Below are 24,829 nucleotides of genomic sequence, written 5' to 3' on the forward strand. Positions count from 1 at the left end.
CGCGGCTGGCCGCTGATTGCGGTGATGTGTATCGGCCAGCTCGGCAATCTGCTGCCGCACGTGACGTTGTCCGCAAATCTCGCCCAGCATCTGATGCCGGCGTGGGGGTTGTCGGCCGCCGAGGGCGGGATGATGGCGAGCGGCTATGCGTTTGGCTACATGCTGGCGGTGCCCGTGCTCACGACGCTGACCGATCGCATCGACGCACGGCTCGTGCTCCTCTGCGGCTCTGTCGTCAGCGGAGTAGCGACCGTTGCGTTCGGTATCTTCGCGCAAGGGTTCTGGTCGGGGACCATCATCTGGTCGCTCGCCGGCCTTGGTTTTGCCGGTGCCTACATGCCCGGGCTCAAGGCACTGACGGACCGGTTGCCCGCCGGCGACAGCTCGCGAGCGGTCACGCTCTACACGTCGAGCTTCTCGGTGGGCGTCGGCCTGTCGTTCCTGATCGCGCAAGTCCTCGCCGACGGCTGGGGATGGCGGACCGCGTTTTACGTGACCGGCATCGGCCCCATCGCGATGGTGGTCGCGTGTCTTTTGATCGAGAGCCGCAGTCCCGCTCCAAGAACAGGACGCCTTTTGAACTTCGCGCCCGTTTTCGCCAACCGCGAGGCGCTCGGCTACATCTTCGGCTACGGCGCGCACTGCTTCGAGCTCTACGGCATTCGCACCTGGCTGGTCGGCTTCTGGACCTACGTCGTCGCGCATCAGGGCGCGCCCTCGTGGCTGAGCCCGGTCCTGATGAGCTTCTGTTTTGCAGTGATCTCCATGCCCGCCAGCATCCTCGGCAACGAGGCCGCACTGAAGTTCGGGCGACATCGGGCGATCACCGTGGTGATGATCGCTTCGGCCTGCGTTGCGCTCGTCATCGGCCTGAATGCGACGGCTCCGGCATGGGTGCTGGCGCTGCTGCTGGTGATCTATGGCCTGACGGTGCCGGCGGATTCCGGTGCGTTGACGGCCGGCATGTCGGCTGCAGCTGTCTCGGAGCATCGCGGCGCGCCCCTGGCCCTGCATTCGACCGTCGGGTTCGGCCTGTCGGCGATCGGAGCGTGGGGAACCGGGGTTGCCCTCGATGCCGCTGGCGGTCCGCAGAGTGCAGAGGGCTGGTTGCTGGCCTTCACCGTGCTCGCGACCGGGATCGCACTCGGCCCGCTCGCGTTGATATGGTCGCGGACGGCTCGGTCCGACGAGCTGGTATCGAGGTCGCAATAGGCGAGCAGGATGCGGGCGATCGGGCTGACAGGGATCCGAGCCTTGCTCACGAATGCTTGACCCGGATCAAAGAATGCTTTCGGCCGCAGACTATGTTACTCAGGCTGCATTGCGGGTTCCAAAGGGTATCCAAAAGGTTAAAGCACGTCTGATGCGGATCGTTCGGACCATCCTGGCACTCGCCATCGCCATATCCCTGGCGATGCTGCCGGCTGGTGCGTCCGCTTCCAGCCTTACGATGTCGTCGGGTAATATGCAGGCGGCCATGCCGGTCGGCGGCGACGGCGACATGTCGATGGACGATTGTTGTCCCGACATGAAGGGAACGGGCTCCGACAGCAGCTACAAGTGCGGGATGGGCTTCTGCTGTGTCGGCGGTACCGTTGCACTTGCGGACATTCGTCCCCTGGCTTTCGAATTCCTTGCCGTCGCGGCAGCGGAAGCGGCTATTCCCGCCGATCAGGTCGTCGCCTCCCGCGGCGGCAGTCCTCCCTTCCGGCCTCCTCGAATCTGATCTCCGTAAAAGACGCGCGCGGGCACGCCCCGCGCGACGACGGCTGATGTGCGCGTTCCTGCGTCACGGTCGAGATCAATTCATGAGGACAGGACAATGCTTTCCAAATTCAGCACTGCGGCTGTTGCCGCCACCCTTTCGCTTGCCGCCTCGGCCGCGTTGGCGGGCGCCGGCGACTATGCTTTCGAGCCGATCAATCCCGAGATGAAGAAGGGCGACGACGTCACGCTCGCCGTTCGTTTGACCAACAAGCAGACCGGCAAGCCGGTGCCGGACGCCGTCATCTTCAAGACGCGCGTGGACATGGCGCCGGACGGCATGGCCGAGATGGAATCGGCGGTCGCACCGCTGCCGTCCAAGGAGCCGGGCGTCTACGCCTTTAGGACGGACCTGCCGATGGCCGGCCGCTATCAGCTCACGCTCTCGGCGAAGGTGCAGGGTGAGGCCGAGACGGTCACGGGCAAGGTCGTCGTCAAGGCGATCAAGTGAGCTTTCGGGCGCCGCCGGATGGCGCCCGAACTTCTCTTTCCCATTCACATGGACGCGCTCTGAGCGCGCGAATTCAACCATGAAGACGTTGCGTCTCTTGACTGCTCTCGCTCTCGGCGGCGGCCTCGCCCTTGGCGCGTACTGGTCCTCGAACGAGGGGCGCTGGTCGGTCCATGCCGAAGTGACCCCGGCTGCGGCGCCAGCGGACCGGACTCCGCTCTACTATCGCGATCCCAGTGGCGCGCCGCTCTGGTCCGCCGGGCCAAAGAAGGATGACCGCGGGCGGGACTATCTGCCGGTCTACGATGACGACAAGGCCGCCCAGGCAGAGCCGAGACCAGCGCAGGTGGCTTCATCGCGCAAGATTCTCTACTACCGCAATCCCATGGGCTTGCCCGACACCTCGCCGGTGCCGAAGAAGGACCCGATGGGGATGAACTATGTCCCCGTCTACGAAGGCGACGACGTCGATGATGGCTCGGTGAAGCTGTCGTCCGGCAAGATCCAGCGCAGCGGCGTGAAGTCCGAGCCGGTCGCGCGGCGATCGGTCCGTGCCCTGGTCAAGGCACCCGGTACGATCCAATTGGACGAGCGCCGCGTCTCGGTGATCGCGATGCGCGCCGAGAGCTTCGTGCAGAAGATCGCGGACGTCACCACCGGCACCCGCGTCAAGGCGGGCCAGCCGCTGATGGAGATCTACAGCTCGGCGGTCGCCTCCGCGGCGGCCGAATATCTCGCGACCATCACCTCCAAGACCGTCGGCGGTGTCGAAATGTACGGCCGCGGCTCGCGGCAACGGCTGGTCAATCTCGACGTCCCCGAGCGGGTGATCGCCGAGATGGAGAAAACGCATGTCGCGCCCGTCACCATCCATTGGTCGGCGCCGCGCGACGGGATCGTGCTCGAGCGCAACGCGATCGAAGGCATGCGCGCCAATCCCGGCGACGTGCTGTTCCGCATCGCCGACACCTCGCTGGTCTGGGCGCTGGTCGACGTCGCCGAGCGCGATCTCGGCAACATCGCGGTCGGGCAGTCCGTTGCGGTGCGCGCGCGCAGCTTCCCCGGCCGCAGCTTCACCGGCAAGATCGCGGTGATCTATCCGCAGGTGAACCGCGAAACCCGGACGGTACGCGTCCGCATCGAGCTCGCCAATCCCGAGGCGGTGCTGCTGCCGGACATGTATGTCGATGCCGACGTCGATACGGCAGATGGCGCGCCCGTCCTGGCGATCCAGGACAGCGCGGTGCTCGACACCGGCACGCGGCAGGCCGTCCTCGTCGACAAAGGGGACGGGCGCTTCGAGCCGCGGGAGGTGAAGCTCGGCCGTCGCGGCGGCGGCTTGATCGAGGTCCGGGATGGCCTTGCCGAAGGCGAAGCGGTGGTCACGTCCGCCAACTTCCTGATCGATGCGGAAAGCAACCTGAAGGCCGCGCTGAAAGGCTTTGCCGCGGCTGCGCCTCAAGCCTCCGACGCCGGCCATGCGACGGGAGAGCATAAATGATCGCCCGCATCATCGCCTGGTCTACGCGCAACCTGCTGCTGGTGTTGTTCGGCACCGGCTTTGCGGCTGCCGCCGGCCTCTACGCGCTGCTTCATCTGCCGCTCGACGCGATCCCCGACCTCTCGGATACCCAGGTCATCGTCTACACCGAATATCCCGGCCAGGCGCCGCAGGTGATCGAGGACCAGGTCACCTATCCCCTGACGACGGCGATGCTGACCGTGCCGAAATCGAAGGTGGTGCGCGGCTTCTCCTTCTTCGGCGTGTCGTTCGTCTACGTGATCTTCGAGGACGGCACCGACATCTATTGGGCGCGCTCGCGCGTGATGGAGTTTTTGAACAGCGCCACGTCGCGGCTTCCCGCCGGCGTCACACCGACCATCGGGCCCGATGCGACCGGCGTCGGCTGGGTCTACCAATACGCCGTGATGTCGAAAGAATTGAACCTCGCCGACACGCGCACCATCCAGGACTGGAATCTGAAATTTGCGCTGGCCAAGGCCGAAGGCGTCGCCGAGGTCGCCAGCATCGGCGGCTTCGTCAAGCAGTACAACGTGGTGCTCGACCCGCAGCGCATGCGCGACCGCGGCATCAGCATGCAGAAAATCCGGGAGGCGATCCGCGCCAGCAATTCCGACGTCGGCGGCCGCACGGTCGAGCTGTCGGAATTCGAATACGTCATTCGCGGCAAGGGCTACATCAAGGGCATCAACGATCTCGGCAACATCGTCCTGAAGACGAGCAACGGCACGCCGGTGCTGCTGCGGGACGTCGCCAATGTCGAGCTCGGACCCGACGAGCGGCGCGGCATCGCCGAGCTGAACGGCGAGGGCGAGGTCGCAAGCGGCATCGTGCTGCAGCGCTTCGGCGTCAACGCGCTCGACGTCATCGAAAACGTCAGGAAGCGCCTCAAGGAGATCGCGAGCAGCCTGCCGAAATCGGTGGAGATCGTCCCGGTCTACGACCGCTCGGGCCTGATCTATGCGGCGATCGACACGCTCAAGCACACCTTGTTCGAGGAGAGCATCGTGGTCGCGCTCGTCTGCATCGTGTTCCTGCTCCATGTCCGCAGCGCGCTGGTCGCGATCCTGATGCTGCCGGTCGGCGTGCTGATGGCGTTCGGCGCCATGAAGCTGCTGGGCCTCGGATCCAACATCATGAGCCTCGGGGGCATCGCGATCGCGATCGGCGCCATGGTGGATGCCGCGATCGTCATGATCGAGAACGCGCACAAGCACCTCGAGCGCGCCGAGCCCGGTCAGTCGCGCGTCCAGATCCTGATCGATGCGGCATCCGAGGTCGGCCCGGCGTTGTTCTTCAGCCTGCTCATCATCACCGTCTCGTTCATGCCGATCTTCACGCTGGAATCGCAGGAGGGGAGGCTGTTCAGCCCGCTGGCCTTCACCAAGACCTTCGCGATGGCTGCCGCGGCCCTGCTGTCAATCACTCTAGTGCCGGCACTGATGGTGATCTTCGTTCGCGGCAGGATCGTTCCCGAGAGCAGGAACGTCATCAACCGCTTCCTGATCTTTATCTACCGGCCGGTCATCAAGGGCGTGCTGCGCGCCAAGACGCTGGTGATCCTCGCCTCGCTCGTCGTGCTCGCCGTCACGATCTGGCCGGCGCGGCAGCTCGGCACCGAGTTCATGCCGACGCTGAACGAGGGCACGCTGCTCTACATGCCGACCACGCTGCCCGGCATCTCCGTGACGAAAGCGGCCGAGCTGATGCAGACGCAGGACCGCATCATCAAGTCGTTCCCGGAGGTCGAATCGGTTTACGGCAAGGCGGGGCGGGCGGCGACCGCGACCGATCCGGCGCCCACCGAGATGTTCGAGACGGTGGTCAGCCTGAAGCCGAAGGAGCTTTGGCGCCCTGGCGTCACCATCGACAGCCTGATCGCGGAGATGGACAAGGCGCTGCAGTTTCCGGGCGTCTCAAACGCCTGGACCATGCCGATCAAGGCGCGCATCGACATGCTGTCCACCGGCATCCGCACCCCCGTCGGCGTCAAGGTGATGGGCACCGACCTCGTCGAGATCGACCGGCTGGCGAAGCAGGTCGAACGCGTGATCAAGGCGGTCCCGGGCACCGCATCGGCCTACGCCGAGCGCGGCATCGGCGGCTATTATCTCGAGATCGTCCCGGATCGCGAGGCGCTCGCCCGCTACGGCATCCTGATCCAGGACGTTCAGGACACCATCGCGGCCGCGCTCGGCGGCCAGACCGTCACGACGACGGTGGAGGGGCGGCAGCGGTTCACGGTGAACATGCGCTATCCGCGCGACCTGCGCGACAATCCCAAGGCGATCGCCAGCGATATCCTGGTGCCGATGCCCGCAGGCGGCGCGGTGCCGCTCGGCGAGGTCGCGAAGGTCGAGCCGGCGCGAGGACCGACCTCGATCCGGACCGAGAACGGCCAGCTCGCGACCTACGTCTACGTCGACATCCGCGATCGCGACATCGGCAGCTACGTCGCCGACGCGCAACGCGCCGTGACTGACAGCATCCAGTTCCCGCCCGGATATTACGTGGTCTGGAGCGGCCAGTACGAATATCTCCAGCGCGCCGCGGCACGCCTGAAGATCGTGGTGCCGGTGACGCTGACGATCATCTTCCTGCTGCTGTACCTGAATTTCAGGGCCATGACCGAAACCCTCATCGTCATGCTGTCGCTGCCCTTCGCGCTGGTCGGCGGCATCTGGATGATGTGGTGGCTCGGCTTCAATTTGTCGGTCGCCGTCGCCGTCGGCTTCATCGCGCTCGCCGGCGTCGCCGCCGAGACCGGCGTCGTGATGCTGATCTACCTCGAGCATGCCCTGGCCGAGATGAAGGCGACGTGCCGCGCCGAGGGCAGGGGCTTCACCCGGCAGGATGTCCACGAGGCCATCATGGTGGGCGCGGTCGAGCGCGTGCGTCCCAAGATGATGACGGTCGTCGCCATCATGGCGGGCCTGCTGCCGATCATGTGGAGCACCGGAACCGGGTCGGAGATCATGCAGCGGATCGCGGTGCCGATGATTGGCGGCATGATATCGTCGACGCTGCTGACGCTGATCGTGATCCCCGCGATCTTCGGATCGGTGAAGGGCGTCCGCTTGCCGCCCAAGCGCGAGGACAAGGCGCCATCGACCGAGACGCCAAAGCCGATCGGCGCCAGATTGCGCGTCGTGGAGCCGGCCGGATGACACGAGCCATGATGCACGATCATGTGTTGAAGCTCTGGAGTGACAGCGAAAGGAATCCGAAGATGAAGCAACGCGCCTGTTTGATGACCCGCCGGTCGCTTGTCGGGCTGATCGCCGCGGCCGCTCTTGCAAGGCCGGCCGCGGCGGCGCCCGACGCAGCCACACTCACGGTGCACCGTGATCCGAGCTGCGGCTGCTGCGCCGGCTGGGTGCAGCATCTGCGGGATGCAGGATTTACCGTAGAGGTGGAGGAGACCCCCGACCTCGACCCGATCCGGGCTCGTCTCGGCATCCCATCGAACCTGGTGGCCTGTCATACGGCAGAGGTCGCCGGTTATGTCGTCGAGGGGCACGTGCCGGCTGCGGCCGTGCGGCGCCTTCTCTCCGAGCGTCCCAACGCGAAGGGACTCGCCGTGCCGGGCATGCCGGTGGGCTCGCCCGGGATGGAAGGCGGCACGCCGCAGCGTTACGAGGTCGTGCTGTTCGGTGCCGATGGCCAAAGCCGTTCATGCGCTTCATCGGCTCGCAGGCGATTGATTGAGGGTGCTGCGCGATGCCTAGCCGCCGCTATGGCTGTGGAGGATAGCGCTCGAACGCCGGCAGTTCGTGCGCATGCTCCATCCAGCGCAGGCGCTCGGCGACCTGGATCTGCATCGTGGCAGGCACGGCCTCGGGATCGTCGTAGGTCGCGCTCTGGATGTCGATAATCCCCGGCATCATGTTGGTATTGACGTAGAACAGTCCGGTTCCGCAGTCGCCGCAAAAGTGCCGCCGCCCGTGTTCCGAGGAGCGGTAAACCTTCGGCTCGCCCTTGGTCACCTTGACGGCGCTGTCCGGGTACATCGTCCAGCCGACGACCGGAGCCCCGGCATGAAGCCGGCAATCGCGGCAGTGACAAAGCGCGTGCACGATCACCTCGCCCTCGACCTCGTAACGGATTGCGCCGCAGTGACAGCCGCCCGTGATGGTGCTCATGCGTTCCTCCGATCGAAGTCGAGTTTTCAGATCGATAACTCTCGCGCCTTTTGGCTTCAACAACGCAGTCAGCTCGCGATTGCGTCGTACTGTCGCCTGACAGCTGCTGCCATTCCCGACGAGCGCGACCAGGCTATCTTCGCGCCCGTGTGCTCTCAGGTAGCCGCAGGCGTTGCCTCACCGTCCGCGCGATCGCCGCCGGCGCTTCCTCGGGGATCGCAAAGCACGAGCTCGCGTTGATCTCGCAGAGCACATAGGTGTCCGCGCCGGTCGCATCTTTCGGCCCGTACAGGAAGTCCGCGTCCCAGATCACCGGCAATGACGCCTCATCGATGCCGAGCGTTGCCATCATCTGCGGCGTCCATTCGTCCTCCATCGACCGTCGCAGCCCCTGGAATTGCGGAGCATCGGGCCCGTGCATGATCCGCGGCCCGGGCTGCGCCTCGGGCGTATCAGGTCCCTCCGGCGGCGGCGGGATCAGCGCCTTGATCTTCTGGTGTCCGAAGCCGGCGACTTTGGCGCCGCTCATGTAGCAGCGGATCATGCCGTCGGGCAGGCGCGGCTGAAACGCCTGGTCGATGATGCAGCCGCCCCAGCCGAAATAGGGCTCGCACCGGGCGAACAGGGCGTCCATCGGCATGTCCTCCGGCATGCTGCCGCGCTGCGCATGCAGCACGCGAACCATGCCGTCCGTGCCGGGCAGCGCCTCCACCTTCCAGACGCCCTGGCCGCCATTGCCGCGGTTCTGCTTCAGCACGCGTGGGCCGCTGGCACGAAGGTTCGCCGGAAACTGGCCGCGGAAGCTTGCCGCGGTGTCGTAGCGATGCGTGTCGGCGCCCCAGCCCAGATGCCGTGTCCGGTAGAGCACTTCCTTGACGCCCATCTTCAGGATGACGTCCGGATGCGCGCTCACCCATGGTCCTTGCGCTGCGACGTCGCGCAGCAGGGCGTCGAGATCGGCGCGGGTCTTGCCTTGATGGATCGGATCGACCCAGACCAGCACGCCGTCGGCTGTGAGCAATTGTTCGCGGACCGCGCCCGCAAAGCTCTCGTCGTAGATCGCTGGGAAGGCGTCGATGCCCGCGGCGGCGAGCGCTTCGAAGACGCGGACGAAGCGGCTGTTCTGCGCCGTCGCCTCGCGCCGCGCGGCAACGTCGCCGCGCGAGAGGATGGCTATGGTTCGGAGGGGAGGGGAATGACGTTCGGTGTCCATGCGCAAGCTCCACGTATTTGCGTGCTGCGCAGAGCTTGGACCTGGGTCTCACGGGGAGTCTGCATCGTCCCCGTCAGGACAATGTATGTGAAACCGCCTCGTCGTTTCAAGATGGCAGGTGGCGGGTTCCTTCGCAGGGTGAACTCTTCGTGACGTGGCGCGGTCGTGCGTCGGTTGACAGTGCGGTCTTCCGGGTTTCTAGTCGGCGCGACGGGGATGTGCGATCTCCCCGCGAGGCGACATGCCCAAGCATCGCGTCCTGATCACCAAGGGCGCAGCATGTCATCACACCGCAGCTCCATTCCACAATCCTCCCGACTTGCCAGGATCGGCCGCCGCATCGCCATGGCATGCGCCTCGGCGGCGAGTCCGCTGCGTCTGGCGGAACGGCCGGAGCCGGCCCCACATATCCGGCGTCACCTGGGGCAGGGACACACCCAGAGCTCAAGGGAGCTGATCCATGCATAAGACTGTTTCCGCACTGATCGGCGTCGCTGCCTGCTTCATCACGAGCGCTCACGCGCAGGGCATCGACTGGCAAAAGGTCGATGAGACACTGGGGCGAAAGCCGATGGTTGCGGACGATGTCCATCGCTACGGCTTTCCGCGCACCGATCTCACCGTGACTTTGGATGGTGTCACGATCAAGCCGGCGCTGGCGCTTGGCGGCTGGCTCGCGTTCAAGCCCGCGCATGGCGGAACCATGGTCATGGGTGACCTCGTGCTGCTCGAGACCGAGGTCAACCCTGTGATGGCGAAGATGATTGCGAGCGGTCTCGAGATCACCGCCGTGCACAACCATCTGCTGCGCGCAAGCCCGGCGACCTTCTACATGCACGTCGCCGGACATGGCGACCCGGTCAAGCTGGCGTCGGCAATCCATGATGCCCTCGCCGAAAGCAAGACGCCCCTGACGGTCGCCGCGGCAGCGAACTCGCCCTCCATCGATCTCGACACGGCGAAGCTCGATCAATTCATCGGCGTCAAGGGGCAGGCCAATGGCGGCGTCTACCAGTTCAACGTCAAACGGCGAGACCCTGTCTCCGAAGACGGCATGCTGCTGACGCCGGTCGGTGCGATGGGCGTCGCGACCGCCATCAATTTCCAGCCGACCGGCGGCGGAAAGGCGGCCATCACGGGCGACTTCGTCCTGACCAGCGACGAGGTGAATCCGGTCATCGTGGCGCTGCGGACACATGGCATCGAGGTGACGGCGCTGCACAGCCACATGCTGAACGAACAGCCGCGACTCTTTTTCATGCACTTCTGGGCCAACGACGACGCGGTCAAGCTTGCCGAAGGCTTGCGTGCGGCGATCGAGAAGACCGCCAGCAGCAAGAGCTGAGCCAAGGCATAGAAAATGCAGCGTGAGGCGTTTCAATGATCGAATGTCAGAGGTTGGGACAGCCGACGATGCGCGCCGCTTTGGCCTTTCGGTCGCGGCCGTCTGCATGGGCCAGTCTCGTCCTGGCGCTTATGCTGGCTTTGCTGATGGGAGGGAACGCCATGGCCGAAACCCTGAATTTCGACAACGCTCCTGCTGGAACGGCGCCGGCAGGCTGGACTCTCACGATGACCGGCAAGGGTGAACCGAAATGGACCGTCGAGGCGGAGCCCACGGCGCCGAGCAAGCCCAACGTCCTCAAGCAATCCGGACGGGCGACTTTTCCCGTCGCCATCAAGAGCGATACCAACATCCGCAACGGCTTCGTTGAAGTGAAGTTCAAGGCGGTGTCCGGGTCCGAGGATCGCGCCGCGGGAATCATCTGGCGTGCCAAGGACGCCGACAATTATTACGTCGTCCGGGCCAACGCGCTGGAGAACAACGTGGTGCTCTACAAGACGATCAAGGGCATACGAAGTTCGCTGGAGATCGTCGGACGCAAGGGTGGCTACGGCGTCAACACGCCGGTGCCATCCGGGCAATGGCACGCGCTGCGTTGCGACTTCGCGGGAAATCGGTTCAAGGTGACGTTTGACGGAAAGCCATTGTTCGAGGTTGAGGACGCCACAATCACGGACGCCGGCATGATCGGCCTGTGGACCAAGGCAGATAGCGTGACCTTGTTCGATGATCTGACATATGGTGAGACCAAATAGAAATTGTCCACCTCTGTCGGAGATGACCATGAGCTTTCGCCGTCTGTCGGTCGCGACGATGCTGCTGGCTGCGTTTGTCGGCCCAATGCGGGCGGAAGAGACTCTCGTCACCTACAAGTCGCTGAGTCCGGAGCTGGCGCTCGATCTCGCGCGTGCCGCGTTGGATAGCTGCCGCAGCCGTGGATATCAGGTTGCCGTCGCCGTCGTCGATCGCTTCGGTATCACGCAAGTGATGCTGCGCGATCGCTTCGCTGGCTCTCACACGCCCTCGACGGCATCCGGCAAGGCGTGGACGGCGGCGTCGTTCAAAACCAGCACGACCGAACTGAACGCGATCAGCCAGCCCGGCATGATGCAGTCAGGCATTCGTAGTCTTCCCGGAGCCGTCATCATAGGCGGAGGGCTGATCGTCGAAGCCGGCGGCTCTCTGGTCGGAGCGGTCGGCGTTTCCGGCGCTCCGGGCGGTGACGCGGACGAAGCGTGCGCGAAAGCCGGGATCGAGGCCATTCGCGACAAGCTGGAGTTTTGAGGGGCGAAGGATTTCAGATCATCCGCTAAGTATACGTGTCCGTCTGCAACGCGATCGAGAACCCGTCGCCGATCGCGGCATTGATTGGCACGTCTCGCAATCCCGCTGGCGCCTTCTGCCGCTGCCAACGCTGTTCCTGAAATCTAAGACACCTGCGAGACCAGCGAGCGGCCTGATCGCTCCGCCAACCGCAGACCAAGGAACAGACCATGCAAGCATCCCCACTATCCCGTCGATCCGCCATCTTCCTGCTGATGGCAACCCTGAACATCGGACTGATGCCGATGGCGCACGGCGAGGCGCCGGTCCCCGATGCGATCGTCGGGACATGGGAGGCGGACGACGGCACCGTGAAGCTCGACATGTTCAAGGCCGGCGCAGAATTCCAAGCGCGCATGCTCTACGGCAACGAGATCGTGGAGGCTGACAACGTCACCTTTAAGAAGGACGCCAAGAACCCCGACCCGACTCTACGTGCGCGGTCGCTCAAGAACATCGTCTTCATCACCGGTTTGCGTTGGGAAGGCGGCGAGTGGAGCGGCGGCACGATCTATGACGCCTCGTCGGGGCGCACCTACAACTGCAAGGCCACAGTCAAGGACGGCAAGATGCATCTGCGAGGCTATCTCGGCCTGCCGGCGATGGGACAAACCCGCACATTCCACCGCGTCCGCGGATAGCGGTCTTCCGCCAATACCGAACCGTTCTGCCGAAGCGCGGTCGCCCGAACCGCGCTTTTTTCTTGCGAGACCGGCAGCTTGAGCGGTCGCCAGGATTGGCGCGTTGTGCAAGTCTATTGGCGCGCTTGGTCAGTCAATCCCTACCGAGGAGGCGGCAGGATAAGGACCGGAACGAAGAGAGGTTGATATGTTCGACAGATCGAAAAGAACAGCGCTCGTCACCGGAGCCTCCTCCGGCATGGGCAAGGAAATCGCACGGCGTCTGATCAAGGACGGCTTTCAGGTCTTCGTCGCCGCGCGGCACGTCGACAAGATGGATGACCTCGTCAGGCTCGGGGCGAGGTCCCTGCGTATGGACATATCGAGCGAGGCCGACATCCAGGCCGCGGTCGATGCCATCCTGCGCGAGGTGGACGGGGTCGATGTGCTCGTCAACAACGCCGGCTTCGGCCTCTACGGTCCCGTCGAGGAGGTCGGCATCGACGAGGCGCGTTACCAGTTCGAGGTGAACCTGTTCGGCGCCGCCCGCCTGACGCAGCTCCTGCTGCCGAAGATGCGTGAGAAGCGCGCGGGCACGATCGTCAACATCACCTCGATGGGCGGCAAGATCTACACGCTCCTGGGCGCCTGGTACCACGCGACCAAGCATGCGCTGGAAGGCTGGTCCGACTGCCTGCGGCTTGAACTGGCGCCATTCGGCATCAAGGTCGTCGTCGTCGAGCCCGGCCTGATCGAGACGGGATTCGGCGATGTGGTCGCCAATGGCCTGCTCAAACGATCGGGTGAAGGCCCTTACGCCAAACTGACCCAGGCGGTCGCGAAATCGACCCGTGAAGCCTATGGACAGGGACGCGGCACCAATCCGAGCGTCATCGCCGAAATCGTGTCGAGGGCGGTGACGGAGCCGAAGCCGCGCACGCGTTACGTTGCGGGCAAATATGCGCTTCCCATGATCAAGATTCGCGAATGGTTCGGCGATCGCATGTTCGATCGCGTCATCATGAGCCAGATGCGCGCTAAGGTTCAGTCATGAGCGGAACGGCGGCGGACAGGTGCAAGATTCCCCGGGCCTTTTGGCAGGCCGTTGAACATATCGGCGTGCCGCCGGCCGTGCTGTTGCGGCAGGCGAAGCTGCCGGCGACCTTGCACCTGAACGATCAGGGGCAGGTCACCACGGTGCAATATTTTGCGCTCTGGCGAGCGCTGGAGGAGCTGAAGCCGGAGCCGGGGCTCGGCTTGATGCTGGTGCAGAGCGTCGAGACGGCGGTGCATCCGCCGTCGAGCCTCGCTGCGTTCTATGCAAGGGACTATCGCGATGGACTGAACCGCCTCGCGCGCTTCAAGCGGTTGTGCTCGCCCGAGCAGCTGCACGTCGACGATGGCAAGGACGAGTGCGTCGTCACGACGGAGTGGCCGTACGCAACCGAGTCGGAGCCCGCGATTTCGATCGACGTGACCTTCGCATCATTGGTCGAACTCGGGCGCCGCGGGACGGGACAGCATCTGACACCGAAGCGGGTGGAGCTGGTTCGTCCTCGCCCCAAGAACGACGTCCACCACACATATTTCGAATGCCAAATCCGCTATGGCGCGGCGCGGAACCTGCTGGTCCTGAAATCTGCCGACCTCGATCGTCCGTTTTCCGGACACAACAAGGAGCTGCTCGAGATCCTGACGCCGGCCTTGGCGTCGGCCTTGGGCGAGCTGGAGGCGCGCAGCTGAAGGTCGTCCTCAAGCGGAGCCTTGCGAGCGGGCGGCCGGAATTGTCAGACGTCGCGCGCGATCTCGGCTTGAGCGAGCGGACCCTTCAGCGCCGCATCACCGAGGAAGGTACGAGCTTCCGCGAGCTCCTCGTCGAGGCGCGTCAGGAGCTCGGGCGGCAGCTTCTGTCGGATCCGACGGCTGACATCGACGAGGTCGCCTGCCTTCTGGGTTATCAGGACGCAAGCTCGTTCTATCGCGCTTTCCGGTACTGGGAAGGCGTGACGCCGAGCCGCTGGCGCGAGCTGCACGGCAGCAAGATTCACTGACCGCTGCGGCGTCTTTTTGGCGTCTCCGGCAACTTCGTTGGCGCACCTCGCCAATGCCGATCCTGACCGGCGAGGATAGGACTTGCCGAGTAAGCCCAACTCAATCGATCGAGGATATCGCATGTCTGGCAAAGTCTGGTTCATCACCGGGGCATCCCGCGGCTTTGGCCGCGTCTGGGCGGAGGCCGCCCTCAAGCGCGGCGACAACGTGGCTGCCACCGCCCGCGTTCTGGCTGACGTGGCCGATCTTTCGGAAGTCTACGGCGATGCCGTGCTGCCGATCGCCCTGGACGTGACCGATGCCCATGCGGTGCAGAATGCCGTGACCCGGGCTCACGCGCATTTCGGACGGCTGGACGTCGTGCTCAACAACGCCGGCTACGCGCTGGTCGGGGCGATCGAAGAGGCACACGAGGCCGATGTCCGTGCTGAGTTCGACACCAATTTCTTCGGTACCCTCCGCGTCATCCAGGCCGCGCTCCCCTTGCTGCGACGGCAGGGCAGCGGCCACATCATCGGCGTGTCCAGCGTTGCGGGCATCGTCGCCGGGCCCATCACCGGGTTCTACAACGCCTCGAAATTCGCCATCGAAGCTCTCCATGAAAGCCTGGCCCAGGAGGTCAAGGGTTTCGGGTTGAAAGTCACGCTGCTCGAGCCTGGCGCCTATGCGACGGGGTTCGCCAGCACGGCCTCGCTCAGGATCGCGCCCGTCATCAACGCCTACAGCAACACGCGGGCGGAGGTGTTTGCCGCCGGCGCCAAGCTGGATTTTGGTGAGCCGGAGGCGACGGCCGATGCGATCCTGAAGATCGTCGACGCCGAGAATCCGCCATTGCGGTTCTTTGTCGGAACCGAAGGTCTGCCGCGCGCCCGGGCCGCCTATGCCGATCGCCTCGCGATGTGGGAAGCGTGGGAACCCCTTTCCAGCGCGGCTCAGGGCGAGGCCCGGCAACACAACATCGCATCGTAGTCGCACCAGCCCTTTCCGGACAGGATCGCTCCCTTCGCCAGCGGGAAACAGAGGATCGCAATGAACGCGACCGCAGTTGCAGACTTCTTCCAGTTCTTCCGCTCGTACCTGTCCAACCCCTGGCAGGTCTCCGCCATCGCGCCATCGGGCCAGTCACTGGCGCGCCTGATGACGCAGGAGATCGTGCCCGGGACCGGGCCGGTGATCGAGCTCGGGCCGGGCACCGGGATCTTCACCAAGGCGTTGCTCCGGCACGGCGTCGCGGAGCGTGACCTGTTGCTGATCGAATACGGTTCGGATTTCGTCCGCCTGTTGCAGGAGCGCTTCCCGAGAGCGCGCGTGCTCTGGATGGATGCGCGCCAGCTAAGTCAGTACGAGCCGTTCATGGCGCCAGCCGCGGCCGTCGTCAGCGGCCTTCCGCTCCTGTCGATGTCGCCGCGCAAGGTGATCGCGATCCTGACGGGCGCCTTCCGCCACATGCAGGAGGGCGGCACACTCTATCAGTTCACCTACGGACCGCGCTGCCCGGTGCCCCGGCCCATCCTCGACCGTCTCGGGTTGAAGGCGAGCCTGGTCGGGCGAACCGCGCTTAATATTCCGCCGGCATCGGTTTATCGGATCCGTCGGCGACGGCAGTTGCAATCGCAGGCCGGAACGCCTTATGCCTGAGGCCGTCTCACTCGTGCCGCCAGATTTTCACTGCCGAAATAACCAGGATCACAGCCAATCCCGGCAGAAGAATCGAATTCGGGACTACGCCGAGAAGCAGGCCGCCAATGAATGTGCCGGTGATGGATCCAATCGCCATTGCAAGCATGAACCGCCAATTCGCGCGCAGCACCGAAAAGCTCTGATCGCGACTATAGCGCGCAAATCCCACCAGCATTGTCGGCAGGCTCACCGCGAGTGAGAGGCTGCCTGCCAGCTTCACGTCCGCGCCGAACAACAGGATCAGGGTGGGGATCAGGAATTCCCCTCCGGCAACGCCGAGCAACGATGCCACGATCCCGATCGTAAAGCCCGCTGCGATGCCCGCGACGATCAGGCTCGCGCCGGTCAGCGCCGGTGTGGTCGCGGCCTCGTTGCCGTGTGCGAACAGAAGCATGCCCGCGATCACGAGCAGCAGGACGGCAATGATCCTGTACAGCGTCCCGGACTCGAGACGCGTCGCCCAGGACGCCCCGGCGTAGGCGCCGACAAGGCTGCCCGCCAGCAGGTTCAAGATGATCGGCCAATGGGCATGTATCTCGTCGAACGGAACGGCGCCTGCGCGAAACGGCAGCGCACTCGCCACCACGATCAGGCTCGTCGCCTTGTTGAGAACCACGGCTTCAAGGCCGCGAAACCTGAATAGACTGATGAGCAGCGGCAGCCGAAATTCCGCGCCACCAAGACCAATGAGGCCGCCCAGAGTGCCGATGATTGCGCCCGAGCCGAACGCGGCGGAATTGTTTCGCATGGACACGACAGAAAAATGCGCCAATGCGCAAAATCAAGCTTGCCCGTAATCCGTCGTGGCGGGGAGCTTCACACCTGCTTACGGCAGGGCGTGGGGCTGAGCTAAAGCGTAGTCCAGAATTTTGCGTGTTGCAAACGCGCATTGATTTGGCTTCAGAGAACCACTGTCGAAGCATGGCGCTCCGTGCTCCCCCAAATGAAAACACCCGCGACGGATGGCTCCGCGCGGGTGTGACGAACTCTCGATGATGCCAGTATGACCCTGTTTTGCCCGACGAGTCAAAGAGCGGCGCACGCACGGCCAGCAGCCTCAATATCACCGATCCGAAGAGCGTAATGATTTCAACACCCCCGCTACTGTGCATGGGGTTGTTTTCGCACTTTTGTTCTAGCTCGCCGAAACGGCCGCGCTCACCGCCGTCCGCGCGGCGCCTCGGCCTTGGCTGGCGGCTCGGTCTGCGGAGCGCAGGTCGCAGCTTGAAGCGAGCCTTGCGCCTGCTGCATCAGGCCGGGCTCGGGGGCGAGCGCCTTCATCAGGATCAGGCCGGTCGTGGTTGGGGAATCGATGATCAGGCGGTCGGCCGCGGTGACCTCTTCGTCCTCCGGCAGCTCGTTGTGCTGCGCCTCCGTCATCAGGTCGAGCTCGATCACCTTGCGGCCCGCGGAGCGGTCGTTGATGGCGTAATAGGCGATCTCGTTGCGGGTGTAGAACGACACCGAGGTGTAGGCCTGGCTCACCGGCACCGTCAGCTTGATCGGCCCGCCCGACAGGTCATAGCGGCAGATTGCCAGCGCGAAGGCCGGATCCATGAACGGCATCGGCGAATTGTTGGGATCGGCGAGAGGAAGCTGGGTGACGGCGTTCACCCTGGTCATCGGCGTCAGCCGCGAATAGGCATCCTGGGTGGCGATCCGCGGCAGCGCCAGCACGCTGACGAGATGGACCACGAGGCCCAGCACCACGCCGGCAACGATGGTGAAGACGAGCCGGATCATGAGCAGCCCACCGTTGTGATGCTCGGCATCGGCGCATCGCGCTGGGTGCGCGTCGCAACGCCGACCGGCGTGTCGTAGAGACGCAGCATCAATGCGTAACGCTCGATGCCGCCGGTCGGCAGCCAGTTGCCGGCGCGCGAGCGCGAGGCGATCCGGATCTCGAACGAGCCGTCGGACGAGCGCACGATCTCCTGGCTGGTGAAGCCGTAGCGCTGCAGCGAGTTGGCGACGAGGTGGCCCTTGCGGTCGTAGAGCGTCAGCGTCCAGAACCGCGCCGGCGGCGTCACGCCGGACACGATCACGTCGCAGCGGCCGTCGAGCGCCTTCTTCTTGTCGTCAGTGGTGGCGGTGAAGGCGACGCCGTCGCCGGTGCCGATCGGCAGCTCGCCGTTGCGGACGATGGTGGCGCGCGAATAGGGGTCGACGTCGGCGGTGCCGGTGCGCGGCCGCGCGGTCCAGGCGCCGATGGTCAGCGCGCCGATCTCGGTGCCGCGCGTCGTGGTCATCCACGTCGCGCCGACGCCGACGACTGTCGCAAGAAGAAGCGCCGTCAATGTGATCAGGATCAGCCGCACGGGTTTCGATCAGTTCTTGCGCGGGGCGGAGGTGTTGGCGTTCTCTTCCGCATAGTTCTGCGGGAAGGCGAGCGCGCTCGTCGACGAGGACGGCTTGCCGTCATTTGCCGTCGACTTGTTCGCAGCCTTGGCCGCATCATCCAGCAGCTTCTCGACGCGCACCAGGATGTCGGCGCCGCGCTTGGTCAGCACCGGCGGCGGACCGGGCTTGGTCTCCAGAACCTTCGGCGCCGCACTGGCGTGCGCGGCCATCGGCTGCGGCGGCAGCTTCTGGCCCATGCCGATGCCGGGGATTTCCCGGACCTCGACGCCCTGATGCGCGGCGAGCATGATGTCGTGCCAGGTCTGCGCCGGCAGTGAGCCGCCGGTCATGCGGTTGGTCGGCGAGTAATCGTCGTTGCCGTACCACACTGCGCAGGTGAAATTGCCGGTGTAGCCGACGAACCAGGCATCGCGATACGCATTGGTCGTGCCGGTCTTTCCCGCCGTCGGAATGCCGTCCAGCGCGGCGCGCCGCGCGGTGCCTTCGCTCACGACGTGGCTCATCATGCCGGCCATGTCGGCGGCGACGGAGGCGGGGATCGCCTGCCGCGGCTTCGGTCCGTCGCGGTCCCAGCGCCAGACCAGGTCGCCGGCGCCGGTGCGCACTTCGAGCACCGAATGCGGCGTCACCGCCTTGCCGCGGTTGGGGAAGGTCGCGTAGGCCACCGCATGCTCGAGCACGGTGACTTCGTCCGAGCCGATCGGCAGCGAGGGCGTGTCGGGCAGCGGCGCCTTGAGGCCGAAGCGGCGCGCGACCTCGACGATCTTGGCGCGGCCGACCTTGGCCGGGTTCGGCGCCTTCGGCTCGCTCTTCCGGCCAATCTCGATCGACAGCTTCACCGGCACGACGTTGATCGAGCGGGTGATCGCCTGCGTCAGCGTCACTGAGCCGGAATAAGAATGGCCATAGTTCTGCGGGCACCAATTGCCGATGCAGACCGGACCGTCGACCACGACCGAGTTCGGCGTGTAGCCGTTCAGCAGCGCCGTGGTGTAGACGTAAGGCTTGAACGAGGAGCCCGGCTGGCGATAGGCATCGGTGGCGCGGTTGAACTGGCTGGCGCCGTAGTCGCGGCCGCCGACCATGGCGCGGATGCCGCCGTCGAGATCGGCGACGACGGTCGCCGCCTGCGTCGCGTGATAGTCGCGGCCGAACTGGCGCAGCTGGTTCTCGACCGCGTCTTCCGCCGCCTTCTGCACGTTGGTGTCGATCGCGGTGCGGACGACGAAGACGCGCTCGGTGTAGGACTTCGGGAAGGTGTCGACCAGCTTGCGCATCTCGTCGAAGGCGTAGTCGAGATAATAGTTCGGCGAGGCCTCGTCGCGGCGGTCGACTGCGAAGGCCGGGTTGCGGCGGGCGCCGAACACCTGGCCCTCGGTCATGAAGCCGGCATCGACGAGGTTGTCGAGCACGACGTTGGCGCGGGCGCGGGCGGCGGGCAGGTTGATGTGCGGGGCATACTTCGTCGGCGCCTTGAACAGGCCGGCGAGCATCGCCGCTTCCGCCAGCGTCACGTCGCGTGCGGACTTGTTGAAGTAGAAATGCGCCGCGCCGTCGACGCCGAAAGTGCCGCCGCCCATATAGGCGCGGTCGAGATAGAGCTTGAGGATCTCGTTCTTGGTCAGGCGCCATTCCAGCCAGATCGCGAGGAAGGCCTCGTTGACCTTGCGCTCGATGGTGCGCTCGTTGCTCAGGAACAGGTTCTTGGCGAGCTGCTGGGTGATCGAGGAGCCGCCCTGGCGCACGCCGCCGGCTTGCGCGTTGGTGACGAGCGCGCGCGCGGTGCCGGCGATGTCGATGCCGAAATGCTCGTAGAAGCGGCGGTCCTCGGTCGCCAGCGTCGCCTTGATCAGGACGTCCGGAAAGTCTTCCAGCGGAATGGAGTCGTTGTGCTTGATGCCGCGGCTGCCGATCGGATTGCCGTAGCGGTCGAGGAACGTCACCGCGAGGTCGGACTTCTTCAGCCAGTCCTCGTCGGCGGTCTCGCGGAAGGCGGGAATGGCGAGGGTGAGCATCACGACCAGGCCGCCGAGCCCGAGGGTTGCGGCCTCCGACAGCGGCTCGATGAATACCCAGCGCTTCCACCGCCCGACATAGAAGCGGTCCATGAAGGTCGAGTAGCGCTCGTAGAGCTCGCGGATACCCTTGGCCGAGGAGAACAGCGAGGAGTCGATGCGCGCATCGAGATCCAGGAAGAAATTCCGGATCCTCTGTTTCCAATGCGGTGGTATGATCTGGCGCACCTAGAACCCTTGAGGCTTGCTTCGAAAGCGTTCAAGCACCCGGCCGGGGCGGCATCGAGACGTCTTGCGGGAATGTTGCGGCAAACCCAAGGCGCCCGGCCAGCATCCGAGGGACTTGCTGTTCCTTCTAGCCGAGCGGGCCCCATAAACCAATGGTCACGCTCGCGATTTTGAACAACAGGCCTAATTGACCCCGGTTCATTACGGGCCTCAAAGGGGCCTCGCTTGCACCCTTGCCGCCGCGCGCCCTAGATGGCGTTGCCGTAGCTCTTTCGAACCGTTGTTGAGGCGCATGACCGCAGCTCCCAAACGACCTTCCGGACAGGAAGGATTCTTCTGGAAAACCAAGACGTTGGAACAGATGTCGGGGGCCGAATGGGAAAGCCTGTGCGACGGCTGCGGCCGCTGCTGCCTGAACAAGCTCGAGGACGAGGACACCGGACAGATCTACTTCACCCATATCGGCTGCAAGCTGCTCGATGGGATGAGCTGCGCCTGCAAGGACTATCCGAATCGCTCCGACAAGGTTCCGGACTGCGTCCGCCTGACCCCGGCCAATGTCCGCACCCTGAACTGGCTGCCGCCGAGCTGCGGCTACAAGCTCGTCGCCGAAGGGCGCGACCTCTATTGGTGGCATCCGCTGGTTTCGGGTGACCCCAACACCGTGCACGAAGCCGGCGTCTCCGTGCGCGGCCGCGTCGAGGGCAGCGAGGAGGAGGTCCCGGACGAGGAGCTCGAGGACCACATCGTGCACTGGCCGGCGACCTTGCCGAAACGGGCGCGTCTGAAGAAGCGACCTTGAATAGCTGTGCGTAGAGGTCGCACGGAGATACGCTTCACATTCAAGGGTTGAGGTGATATTCTGGTTGTAGATTTTGATCTGGATATACTTAGGTTGTTTGAATGATTGAGGTACCCTAGAATTTTTGGGGGGCCGATGAATACTGATCCGGTTGATCCGATACCGACGGACGACGAGAACAAGCCACTAGAACCAACCACTGCGCTTTGCCTTTCCGGCGGAGGATATCGCGCGATGGTGTTTCATATCGGCGTCCTGTGGCGGCTATACGAAACGGGACTGCTGCAGAACATCGAGCGCATATCGAGCGTTTCCGGCGGGTCGATCACTGCTGGCATGTTGGCGCTGGCGTGGCCCGAGCTCAGCTTCAAACCTGGCAGCATCAACAGCGATTTCATTCCGAAATTTGTCGCGCCGTTGCGCACCTTCGCCGGCGTCACGATCGATGCCGAGTCGGTGATCCTGGGGGCGCTGTTGCCTGGCAGCATCGGTGATCGTATCGCCGAGGCGTACGACGATCACCTGTTTCACGGCAAGACACTGCAGGACATGCCTGACGAGCCGCGCTTCGTAATCAATGCAACGAACGTGCAATCAGGCGCGCTCTGGCGTTTCATGAAGCCTTATATGCGCGACTACCGCGTCGGCGAGGTGAAGAATCCCGAAATTCCGCTGGCGCAAGCCGTGGCGGCTTCCTCCGCTTTTCCCCCGGTCCTCTCTCCATTTGAATTGCGTCTCAAGGACAGCGATTTCGTGCCCGGTACGGGACTAGACCTGCAGCGGCCTCCATTTACCACGCGCGTCGTTCTCAGCGATGGCGGCGTCTACGACAATCTCGGCCTCGAGACGGCATGGAAGCGCCACCAGACGGTTCTGGTCAGCGATGCCGGCGGCAAGATAGAGGCTGAAGAGCAACCGGAGACGGATTGGCCGCGGCATTCCTACCGCGTCCTCAATCTGATCGACAATCAGGTGCGTTCGCTGCGCAAGCGGCAGGTCATCGACTCCTTCAAGTCGGGAACGCGCAAGGGCGCCTATTGGGGCATCCGCACCGACATCGCGGACTACGGGCTGGCCGATGCTCTGCCGTGTCCTTTCGAGCGTACGTTGCAACTTGCGGAGGTGCCGACACGTCTGAAACGGCTGGACGCGACGACGCAGGAAAGATTGATCAACTGGGGCTACGCCGTGTGTGATGCGGCCCTGCGCAAGCATGTTGCGGCGGTCAGGCCAGCGCCTGCCTTTCCCTATCCGCAGTCTGGTGTCTGAGGAAGACGACAATGGCGGATGACAAGGGGCGTAAGCGGCGCGCAAAACCGCAAAGCGGCACACCCAAAAGCCGCGGGCCGACTTGGCCGGTCTCGGCCGACGGAAGACCCAAGCAGTTCTCTATTCCGCCCGAAGTGGTCGAACACATCCTCCTGGGTCCCCGCGACGACAGGCGCGTGCTGCAGGACTCGCCGCTGCTCGGCGATGTCTGGGCGGCTTACGCTCTCGATCCGGGCATCGCCCAGGACGTTCTGATTACGCCGCACAAAAATGCGACCGCGGTGAGCGTGGCCCGTACCATCGCAGGCGCGCTGAAACTGCCGGTGGAATCTGCCCCGCCTGGCCGGCCTCCAACAAAGGCCAAGGTCGCCTATTTGCAGGGGCTCGTCGGTGCGCGGCTCTATTTCGACCAGGTGCTCCGCATCCTGGTACCGCGGACACAATGGTGGCGCGAGCCGAAGGTGGCCGAAAGGATCGAAAGCGTAGATGCCGGCGACAATCAGGGGACGATCAAAAAGCTGCTCCAGCAAGGGCCGAGGAGGTCCAACGCGCCGCGCGAACGCACATTGGACAATGCCACGTCGCTCCAAAGGTATATCGCGCTTGCCGGATTGATCTACTGGATTTGCAAGCTGGAACGTCCCGTCGGTTGGGACGAACCGCTTGAGCCACTGACCTTTGAGCAGGCATTGGAACGATACCGGGACTACGCCGACGAGATTCTCTCCGGCATGTTCGCACTTTATGAGGTAGTCAAGGCGGACGAGAACGTTCGGCAGGAGAACGACATCGTCGATGCCAGGAGCGAGCCGGCGGAAGAAAGACCAGCTTGTATTTTCCAGGTATCGCTCAACCGATCGGCCGTTCCCGCGCTCGATCGGTCGGTGCCTGCGGTCAAGGCCGACGCTGCGAGGTCGCTGTTCAACGTCCAGTGCAAGAATATCGTTTGGGCAGTTCTTGATTCCGGTATTCAGAACAATCACGACGCGTTCATGACGTCCGGCGAGAAGCCGGCGTCGCGTGTCAGGAAAATCTTCGACTTCACGAATATTCGCGAGATCGTTAGCAGTGAGACGGGTGACGTCGATGCTCAAACCCGCGAGAAGCTGATCCGAGCGTCCGGGCTCCCTGAAGCCGAGGTGGACGTCAGCCTGGAGAAGATTGCCGAAGACTTCGAGAAGGAGCGCCCCATCAACTGGGCGACCGTCGAAAGGCTGATCACGGTCAAGAGGCCGGATCCAAACGACAAGTCTGAAAAGCTGCCCAGTTCGCACGGGACCCACGTTGCGGGAATCATCGGAGCGGACCAGAAGGACGGCAAATACGCTGGCGGCATGTGCCCGGACATCGGACTCTACGATTTCCGCGTGCTGGGTGCGAGCCTGGAGGAGACCGAGTTCGCCGTCATTGCTGCCATGCAATACATCCGTTACGTCAACGAGCGGCATAACTACATCACGATTCACGGCGCGAATCTCAGCCTCTCAATTCCGCACAACGTGCGCAATTTTGCATGTGGGCGGACGCCGATTTGCAACGAATGCGAACGTTTGGTCGAAAGCGGAGTGGTGGTCGTGGCCGCAGCAGGCAATCGCGGCTTTCAGAAATTCGAAACGAAGGATGGTCCGTTCGAAAATTATGCCGCCTTCAGTATCACCGATCCCGGAAATGCCGACGGCGTCATCACCGTTGGATCGACCCACGGGAATTGGCCGCATACATACGGAGTCAGCTTCTTCTCGAGCCGCGGTCCGACCGGCGATGGCCGCGCGAAGCCGGATCTCGTCGCGCCCGGTGAGCGGATTCTATCGACCGTTCCGAATGATGATTGGGCTCCGGAATCGGGCACCAGCATGGCGGCTCCCATGGTTAGCGGAGCCGCGGCGATGCTGCTCGCCCGATACGAAGAGCTGATCGGGCAACCGCGCCGAGTCAAACGCATCCTGTGCGACAGCGCGACGGATCTTGGCCGCGAGCGCAGCTTTCAGGGGCACGGCATGCTCGACGTGTTGCGGGCACTTCAATCGATCTGAGGAGGAATG

21 protein-coding genes and 2 pseudogenes are annotated in these 24,829 nt (G+C 64.2%); 17 read left to right on the forward strand and 6 right to left on the reverse strand.

Annotation, left to right across the window (positions count from 1 at the left end):
- Nucleotides 1–24 precede the first annotated feature (24 nt).
- The 6 genes and pseudogenes from N2602_RS13360 to N2602_RS38790 all read left to right on the forward strand — a co-directional run.
- On the forward strand, nt 25–1,212 hold the full coding sequence (locus N2602_RS13360) for an MFS transporter (RefSeq protein ID WP_260383648.1): 1,188 nt from the start codon (nt 25–27) through the stop codon (nt 1,210–1,212).
- A 151-nt stretch (nt 1,213–1,363) separates the two neighbouring features.
- On the forward strand, nt 1,364–1,726 hold the full coding sequence (locus tag N2602_RS13365) for a hypothetical protein (protein WP_260383649.1): 363 nt from the start codon (nt 1,364–1,366) through the stop codon (nt 1,724–1,726).
- 96 nt (nt 1,727–1,822) lie between these two features.
- A complete protein-coding gene (locus tag N2602_RS13370) occupies nt 1,823–2,215 on the forward strand; it encodes a FixH family protein (protein WP_260382919.1) in 393 nt (130 codons plus the stop codon).
- A 79-nt stretch (nt 2,216–2,294) separates the two neighbouring features.
- Nucleotides 2,295–3,716, forward strand: a complete 1,422-nt coding sequence (locus tag N2602_RS13375) for an efflux RND transporter periplasmic adaptor subunit (RefSeq protein WP_260382920.1) — start codon at nt 2,295–2,297, stop codon at nt 3,714–3,716.
- Nucleotides 3,713–6,904, forward strand: coding sequence for an efflux RND transporter permease subunit (locus tag N2602_RS13380; protein ID WP_260382921.1), 3,192 nt, complete (start codon nt 3,713–3,715; stop codon nt 6,902–6,904). Before N2602_RS13375 ends, N2602_RS13380 begins: the two co-directional genes overlap by 4 nt.
- Nucleotides 6,905–6,987: 83 nt before the next feature.
- Nucleotides 6,988–7,290 (forward strand): annotated as a pseudogene (locus N2602_RS38790) (DUF411 domain-containing protein); the annotation flags it as partial.
- 181 nt (nt 7,291–7,471) lie between these two features.
- Here the strand turns inward: N2602_RS38790 and N2602_RS13390 are convergent.
- Together N2602_RS13390 and N2602_RS13395 are read right to left on the reverse strand one after the other, a co-directional pair.
- Nucleotides 7,472–7,879 carry a GFA family protein gene (locus tag N2602_RS13390; protein WP_260382922.1) on the reverse strand — a complete coding sequence of 136 codons (408 nt, stop codon included), beginning with the start codon at nt 7,877–7,879 and terminating at the stop codon, nt 7,472–7,474.
- 133 nt (nt 7,880–8,012) lie between these two features.
- Nucleotides 8,013–9,092 carry a Cj0069 family protein gene (locus N2602_RS13395; protein WP_260382923.1) on the reverse strand — a complete coding sequence of 360 codons (1,080 nt, stop codon included), beginning with the start codon at nt 9,090–9,092 and terminating at the stop codon, nt 8,013–8,015.
- 460 nt (nt 9,093–9,552) lie between these two features.
- Between N2602_RS13395 and N2602_RS13400 the strand changes: the two genes are divergently transcribed.
- The 8 genes and pseudogenes from N2602_RS13400 (at nt 9,553) to N2602_RS13435 (ending at nt 16,070) form a co-directional block, all read left to right on the forward strand.
- Nucleotides 9,553–10,437 carry a DUF1259 domain-containing protein gene (locus tag N2602_RS13400; RefSeq protein WP_260382924.1) on the forward strand — a complete coding sequence of 295 codons (885 nt, stop codon included), beginning with the start codon at nt 9,553–9,555 and terminating at the stop codon, nt 10,435–10,437.
- A gap of 161 nt (nt 10,438–10,598) precedes the next feature.
- Complete coding sequence (locus N2602_RS13405) at nt 10,599–11,192, forward strand: family 16 glycoside hydrolase (RefSeq protein ID WP_260382925.1); 594 nt, start codon at nt 10,599–10,601, stop codon at nt 11,190–11,192.
- Between the two features lie 28 nt (nt 11,193–11,220).
- The gene (locus N2602_RS13410) at nt 11,221–11,721 is read left to right on the forward strand and encodes a heme-binding protein (protein ID WP_260382926.1); all 501 of its coding nucleotides are present in this window, start codon (nt 11,221–11,223) and stop codon (nt 11,719–11,721) included.
- A gap of 209 nt (nt 11,722–11,930) precedes the next feature.
- Nucleotides 11,931–12,401 carry a DUF2147 domain-containing protein gene (locus N2602_RS13415; RefSeq protein WP_260382927.1) on the forward strand — a complete coding sequence of 157 codons (471 nt, stop codon included), beginning with the start codon at nt 11,931–11,933 and terminating at the stop codon, nt 12,399–12,401.
- Nucleotides 12,402–12,588: 187 nt separating this feature from the next.
- Complete coding sequence (locus tag N2602_RS13420) at nt 12,589–13,434, forward strand: oxidoreductase (RefSeq protein WP_260382928.1); 846 nt, start codon at nt 12,589–12,591, stop codon at nt 13,432–13,434.
- Nucleotides 13,431–14,431: pseudogene (locus N2602_RS13425) on the forward strand (AraC family transcriptional regulator ligand-binding domain-containing protein). Before N2602_RS13420 ends, N2602_RS13425 begins: the two are co-directional and overlap by 4 nt.
- 121 nt (nt 14,432–14,552) lie before the next feature.
- Nucleotides 14,553–15,401: an SDR family NAD(P)-dependent oxidoreductase gene (locus N2602_RS13430; RefSeq protein WP_172784214.1), complete on the forward strand. Its 849-nt coding sequence runs from the start codon at nt 14,553–14,555 to the stop codon at nt 15,399–15,401.
- Between the two features lie 60 nt (nt 15,402–15,461).
- Nucleotides 15,462–16,070 carry a class I SAM-dependent methyltransferase gene (locus tag N2602_RS13435; RefSeq protein WP_260382929.1) on the forward strand — a complete coding sequence of 203 codons (609 nt, stop codon included), beginning with the start codon at nt 15,462–15,464 and terminating at the stop codon, nt 16,068–16,070.
- 7 nt (nt 16,071–16,077) lie between these two features.
- Here the strand turns inward: N2602_RS13435 and N2602_RS13440 are convergent, their stop codons facing one another.
- From N2602_RS13440 to N2602_RS13455, 4 genes are all read right to left on the reverse strand, one after another.
- Nucleotides 16,078–16,860, reverse strand: a complete 783-nt coding sequence (locus tag N2602_RS13440) for a sulfite exporter TauE/SafE family protein (protein ID WP_260383650.1) — start codon at nt 16,858–16,860, stop codon at nt 16,078–16,080.
- Nucleotides 16,861–17,270: 410 nt separating this feature from the next.
- Nucleotides 17,271–17,855 carry a DUF1254 domain-containing protein gene (locus N2602_RS13445; protein ID WP_172784216.1) on the reverse strand — a complete coding sequence of 195 codons (585 nt, stop codon included), beginning with the start codon at nt 17,853–17,855 and terminating at the stop codon, nt 17,271–17,273.
- Nucleotides 17,852–18,430: a DUF1214 domain-containing protein gene (locus N2602_RS13450; RefSeq protein ID WP_172784217.1), complete on the reverse strand. Its 579-nt coding sequence runs from the start codon at nt 18,428–18,430 to the stop codon at nt 17,852–17,854. The genes N2602_RS13445 and N2602_RS13450 overlap by 4 nt, the downstream gene beginning before the upstream one ends.
- A 9-nt stretch (nt 18,431–18,439) precedes the next feature.
- Nucleotides 18,440–20,716: a transglycosylase domain-containing protein gene (locus N2602_RS13455; RefSeq protein ID WP_212256933.1), complete on the reverse strand. Its 2,277-nt coding sequence runs from the start codon at nt 20,714–20,716 to the stop codon at nt 18,440–18,442.
- A 292-nt stretch (nt 20,717–21,008) separates the two neighbouring features.
- On the opposite strand from N2602_RS13455, the gene N2602_RS13460 reads away from it, so the two are divergent.
- From N2602_RS13460 to N2602_RS13470, 3 genes are all read left to right on the forward strand, one after another.
- Nucleotides 21,009–21,518 (forward strand): YcgN family cysteine cluster protein, encoded by a 510-nt coding sequence (locus N2602_RS13460; protein ID WP_172784219.1) that lies wholly within the window; start codon nt 21,009–21,011, stop codon nt 21,516–21,518.
- A gap of 135 nt (nt 21,519–21,653) precedes the next feature.
- Nucleotides 21,654–22,787 (forward strand): patatin-like phospholipase family protein, encoded by a 1,134-nt coding sequence (locus tag N2602_RS13465; RefSeq protein ID WP_212256932.1) that lies wholly within the window; start codon nt 21,654–21,656, stop codon nt 22,785–22,787.
- Between the two features lie 11 nt (nt 22,788–22,798).
- Nucleotides 22,799–24,820 (forward strand): S8 family peptidase, encoded by a 2,022-nt coding sequence (locus N2602_RS13470; RefSeq protein WP_212256931.1) that lies wholly within the window; start codon nt 22,799–22,801, stop codon nt 24,818–24,820.
- Nucleotides 24,821–24,829 lie beyond the last annotated feature (9 nt).

The sequence above is a fragment of the Bradyrhizobium sp. NC92 genome (assembly GCF_025200865.1).
Taxonomy (GTDB): domain Bacteria; phylum Pseudomonadota; class Alphaproteobacteria; order Rhizobiales; family Xanthobacteraceae; genus Bradyrhizobium.

Excerpts from the sequence above, each read along its gene's own strand:
- N2602_RS13435 (WP_260382929.1), top strand. The coding sequence starts at position 15,462 with ATGAACGCGACCGCAGTTGCAGACTTCTTCCAGTTCTTCCGCTCGTAC.
- N2602_RS13420 (WP_260382928.1), top strand. The coding sequence starts at position 12,589 with ATGTTCGACAGATCGAAAAGAACAGCGCTCGTCACCGGAGCCTCCTCC.
- N2602_RS13460 (WP_172784219.1), top strand. The coding sequence starts at position 21,009 with ATGACCGCAGCTCCCAAACGACCTTCCGGACAGGAAGGATTCTTCTGG.
- N2602_RS13445 (WP_172784216.1), bottom strand. The coding sequence starts at position 17,855 with ATGATCCGGCTCGTCTTCACCATCGTTGCCGGCGTGGTGCTGGGCCTC.
- N2602_RS13430 (WP_172784214.1), top strand. The coding sequence starts at position 14,553 with ATGTCTGGCAAAGTCTGGTTCATCACCGGGGCATCCCGCGGCTTTGGC.
- N2602_RS13470 (WP_212256931.1), top strand. The coding sequence starts at position 22,799 with ATGGCGGATGACAAGGGGCGTAAGCGGCGCGCAAAACCGCAAAGCGGC.
- N2602_RS13440 (WP_260383650.1), bottom strand. The coding sequence starts at position 16,860 with ATGCGAAACAATTCCGCCGCGTTCGGCTCGGGCGCAATCATCGGCACT.
- N2602_RS13360 (WP_260383648.1), top strand. The coding sequence starts at position 25 with ATGTGTATCGGCCAGCTCGGCAATCTGCTGCCGCACGTGACGTTGTCC.
- N2602_RS13370 (WP_260382919.1), top strand. The coding sequence starts at position 1,823 with ATGCTTTCCAAATTCAGCACTGCGGCTGTTGCCGCCACCCTTTCGCTT.
- N2602_RS13400 (WP_260382924.1), top strand. The coding sequence starts at position 9,553 with ATGCATAAGACTGTTTCCGCACTGATCGGCGTCGCTGCCTGCTTCATC.
- N2602_RS13365 (WP_260383649.1), top strand. The coding sequence starts at position 1,364 with ATGCGGATCGTTCGGACCATCCTGGCACTCGCCATCGCCATATCCCTG.
- N2602_RS13415 (WP_260382927.1), top strand. The coding sequence starts at position 11,931 with ATGCAAGCATCCCCACTATCCCGTCGATCCGCCATCTTCCTGCTGATG.
- N2602_RS13405 (WP_260382925.1), top strand. The coding sequence starts at position 10,599 with ATGGCCGAAACCCTGAATTTCGACAACGCTCCTGCTGGAACGGCGCCG.
- N2602_RS13465 (WP_212256932.1), top strand. The coding sequence starts at position 21,654 with ATGAATACTGATCCGGTTGATCCGATACCGACGGACGACGAGAACAAG.
- N2602_RS13395 (WP_260382923.1), bottom strand. The coding sequence starts at position 9,092 with ATGGACACCGAACGTCATTCCCCTCCCCTCCGAACCATAGCCATCCTC.
- N2602_RS13390 (WP_260382922.1), bottom strand. The coding sequence starts at position 7,879 with ATGAGCACCATCACGGGCGGCTGTCACTGCGGCGCAATCCGTTACGAG.
- N2602_RS13375 (WP_260382920.1), top strand. The coding sequence starts at position 2,295 with ATGAAGACGTTGCGTCTCTTGACTGCTCTCGCTCTCGGCGGCGGCCTC.
- N2602_RS13410 (WP_260382926.1), top strand. The coding sequence starts at position 11,221 with ATGAGCTTTCGCCGTCTGTCGGTCGCGACGATGCTGCTGGCTGCGTTT.
- N2602_RS13380 (WP_260382921.1), top strand. The coding sequence starts at position 3,713 with ATGATCGCCCGCATCATCGCCTGGTCTACGCGCAACCTGCTGCTGGTG.